Annotated in this window: 2 protein-coding genes; both read left to right on the top strand. The window is 71.7% G+C overall.

The features are described from left to right. The first annotated feature begins 98 nt into the window (after positions 1-98). Complete coding sequence (locus KIH74_RS32050) at positions 99-500, top strand: YbaB/EbfC family nucleoid-associated protein (RefSeq protein ID WP_214160160.1); 402 nt, start codon at positions 99-101, stop codon at positions 498-500. Next, positions 497-3,256 carry a right-handed parallel beta-helix repeat-containing protein gene (locus tag KIH74_RS32045; RefSeq protein WP_214160159.1) on the top strand — a complete coding sequence of 920 codons (2,760 nt, stop codon included), beginning with the start codon at positions 497-499 and terminating at the stop codon, positions 3,254-3,256. Before KIH74_RS32050 ends, KIH74_RS32045 begins: the two co-directional genes overlap by 4 nt. Positions 3,257-3,380 lie beyond the last annotated feature (124 nt).

Here is a 3,380-nt window from a genome sequence, read left to right as displayed (position 1 = left end):
CCGAACGCACTCGGATCCGTTCCAGCGTTGGACCGATCGTCGAAAAGGGGAAAGATGCTGTCTGACCCCACGAGACCTGACACGGAGAGCGACGAACGATGAACTCACCGGGCGACCCCATGGCCGAGGAGATGGCGGCAGCGGTCGCGGAGTTCGCCCGGCAGCGCGACCAGCTGGCGGAGCTGACCCGCACCCTGGAGACCACGACGGTCGACGTCACCAGCGACGACGGCCTGATCACCGTGTCCAGCACGCTCAGCGGCACGATCACCGGCCTGCGCTTCAAGGACGACTCGCACCGCGACCTGGCGGCCTCCGAACTGGCCGCGGTCCTGCTGGAACTGCTCGACCGTGCCCGCCGTACCGCCGCCGCGCGGGCGGCGGAACTGGCCGGCCCGCTGGCCCAGGGCCCCGGTCTGGCAGACACCCTGGTCCCCGGCGACCCGCTGGGGGACGCGCTCGCCGGTCTCGACGCGATCTTCCGGCCGGGCAACCGGTGAGGATCGGATCCCGCGAACCCCGGCAGCAGCCGAAGTCCCCGAAGCTCGGCAGGCCGGCGAAACCGGAGACCCCGCAGGCCTCGGCCGACGGCATCCTGCGGGTCGTCCCCGGCGACCCGAAGTTCTTCGCCACCGTCGGCGAGGCCCTGGCCGCCGCGGCGGAGGGCCAGACCGTCGCGATCTCGCCCGGCGTCTACGCCGAGAGCCTGGTGATCGACCGCGCCGTGGCGGTGGTCGCCGAGGCCGGCTCAGGCACGGTCCGGATCACCGGCCCGGCGGGCCTGACCGTCACCGCCCCGGCCCGGCTGCACGGCCTGGTGCTCACCGGCGCCGCCGACGGCAACCCGCTGGTGCGGGTGCGGGCCGGCTACGCCGAGCTGAGCGAGTGCGACCTGCTGGCCGGCCGCGTCGACGCCGAGGGCGAGGCCGCGGTCCGGCTGACCAGCTGCCGGATCAGCAGCGCCCCGATGGTCGGCGTGCACCTGACCGCCTCCAGCCGCGCCGTGCTCGACTCCTGCGTGATCACCGCGATCGACGGCACCGGCGTGGTGGTCAGCGACTCCGCACAGCTGGCGATGTCCGGCACCCAGATCCGCTCGACCAAGGGGTCCGGCCTGCGGGTGCGGGGCAAGGGCCTGGCCCGGGCCGAGGACTGCGAGATCTCCCGCACCGGCCGCAGCGGCGTGCTGGTCGAAGACGCCGCCTCGGTCGTGCTCCACGGCTGCCGCATCGAGCGCTCGGGCGCCGAGGGCCTGCGAATCCTGGGCAGCAGCACCGGTTCCGCGGCCTCGAAGGCCGACAGCGAACCGACCGGCGTGCAGCTCACCGACTGCGTGATCGAGCGCGCGGGCGGCGACGGCCTGCTGATCGGGGCCGGTGAGGCCCGGCTGAACGACTGCCGGATCGAGATCACCAAGCGCTCCGGCCTGGTCGCGGCCGGCACCAGCTCGCTGATCCTGGAGAACTGTGTCCTCGACCGGGTCACCAGCACCGGCGTGGTTGCCCGCGACAAGGCCCAGGTCCAGTTCAGCGACGGCACGATCCGGCGCAGCGGGGCGAACGGGATCTTCCTGTCCGGCACCTCCGGAGCCCAGCTGAAAGACGTCACGGTCGAGTCCGCCACGTTCAGCGCGGTCTGCGTCGGTGACTCCGCCCAGCTCGACGCCACCGGCCTCGGCGTGCTCGAGACCCCGGAACACGGGCTGCATCTCAAGGGCCGGGCGACCGGGCGGGTGCGCGGTGGCACGGTGCGGGGCGCCGGGCTGTCCGGTGTGCAGACCGAGGGCGAGGCCGAACTCGACCTGTCCGGGCTGGAGCTCGAGCGCTGCGGCGTCGGGGTCTCGATGGTTTCCAGGCAGGAGGCCAAGGTCGAGAAGATCGTCGTCAACGACAGCGAGCGCTCCGCCGTGCAGGTCGGCCCGGGGGCGAACGCCACCGTGCGCGACGCCAGGGTGCGCCGGGCCGGTACCGCCGGGATCGTGCTGGAGAAAGACGCGCGGGGCACTTTCGAGGGCTGTCAGGTGGACGGCGCGGGTGGTTCCGGGCTGGTCGTCTGGACCGGCGCGAAGCCCACGGTGACCCGGCTGACCGTTCGCGACACCACGAAGAACGGCGTCTTCGTCGGCGACGGCGCGGCGGGAACCTATGAGGACTGCGACGTCTCGGCCACCGGCTTCCCCGCGCTGCACGTGGGCAAGAAGGCCACACCGACCGTGACCGGCTGGCGCATCCACGACACCGAGGCGGACCTCAGCCAGGACGAGGACGCCAGACCGGAGTTCAGCAAGAACGTCATCAGCAACGTCGAGACCTCGACGATCCCGGAGTCCGGGGTCAGCGAGCGCAGCGGTGCCTCAGACAAGAAGAAGGCCACGGTCAACGGCCCGACCGAGGCGGAGCTCGGCGTCGACGTCTCGGCCGGTGCCGAGCCGGAGGGCTCGCTCGACGAACTGCGCGGCAAACTGACCGAGCTGGTCGGCCTGGAGCAGGTCAAGGCCGACGTGACGGCGCTGGTCAAGCTGATGCAGATGGTGCGCCGCCGGCAGGAGGCCGGGCTGGCCGCGCCGCCGCTGAGCCGGCACCTGGTGTTCGCCGGTAACCCGGGTACCGGTAAGACGACGGTGGCCCGGCTGTACGGTGGCCTGCTCGCCCGGCTCGGGGTGCTGGAGAAGGGGCACCTGGTCGAGGCCGACCGGGGTGCGCTGGTCGGGTCGTACGTCGGTCACACCGCGCCGAAGACCGAGGCGGTGTTCCGTAAGGCGCTGGGCGGCGTGCTGTTCCTCGACGAGGCGTACTCGCTGGCCCCGCCCGGGCAGTCGAACGACTTCGGCCAGGAGGCCATCGTCACGCTGATGAAGCTGATGGAGGACTACCGCGACGAGATCGTGGTGATCGTGGCCGGGTACTCCAACGAGATGTCCCGGTTCCTCAGCTCGAACCCCGGCCTGAAGTCCCGGTTCTCGCGCACGCTGGAGTTCGTCGACTACAGCTCGGAGGAGCTCACCCGGATCGTCGGGATGCAGGCGGACCACCACGAGTACGAGCTCACCCCGAAGACCCGAGCGTCGCTGGTCGAGTACTTCGACTCGCTGCCCCGCAACACCGGCTTCGGCAACGGCCGGGTGGCCCGGCAGCTGTTCCAGACGATGACCGAGCGGCAGGCCGCCCGGCTCGCCGACATGGATCTGGACGACACGACCACCAACGAGGTGCTCCAGCGGATCGAGCCGGCCGACATCCCGCCGCACTCGGTCTGACCGGAGCGAGGTCTGACCGGAGCGAGGTCTGACCGGTGCGAGGTCTGACCGGTGCGAGGGCCGACCGGCGCGGACTCGCCCGGATGATCTTGTGCCGGAAGACTTCCGGGCAACTCCGGACGGG

This window comes from Kineosporia corallincola (genome assembly GCF_018499875.1).
Lineage (GTDB): Bacteria > Actinomycetota > Actinomycetes > Actinomycetales > Kineosporiaceae > Kineosporia > Kineosporia corallincola.
The sequence above is the reverse complement of the archived record's forward strand: the minus strand, read 5'-3'. Positions and strand labels throughout refer to the sequence as shown.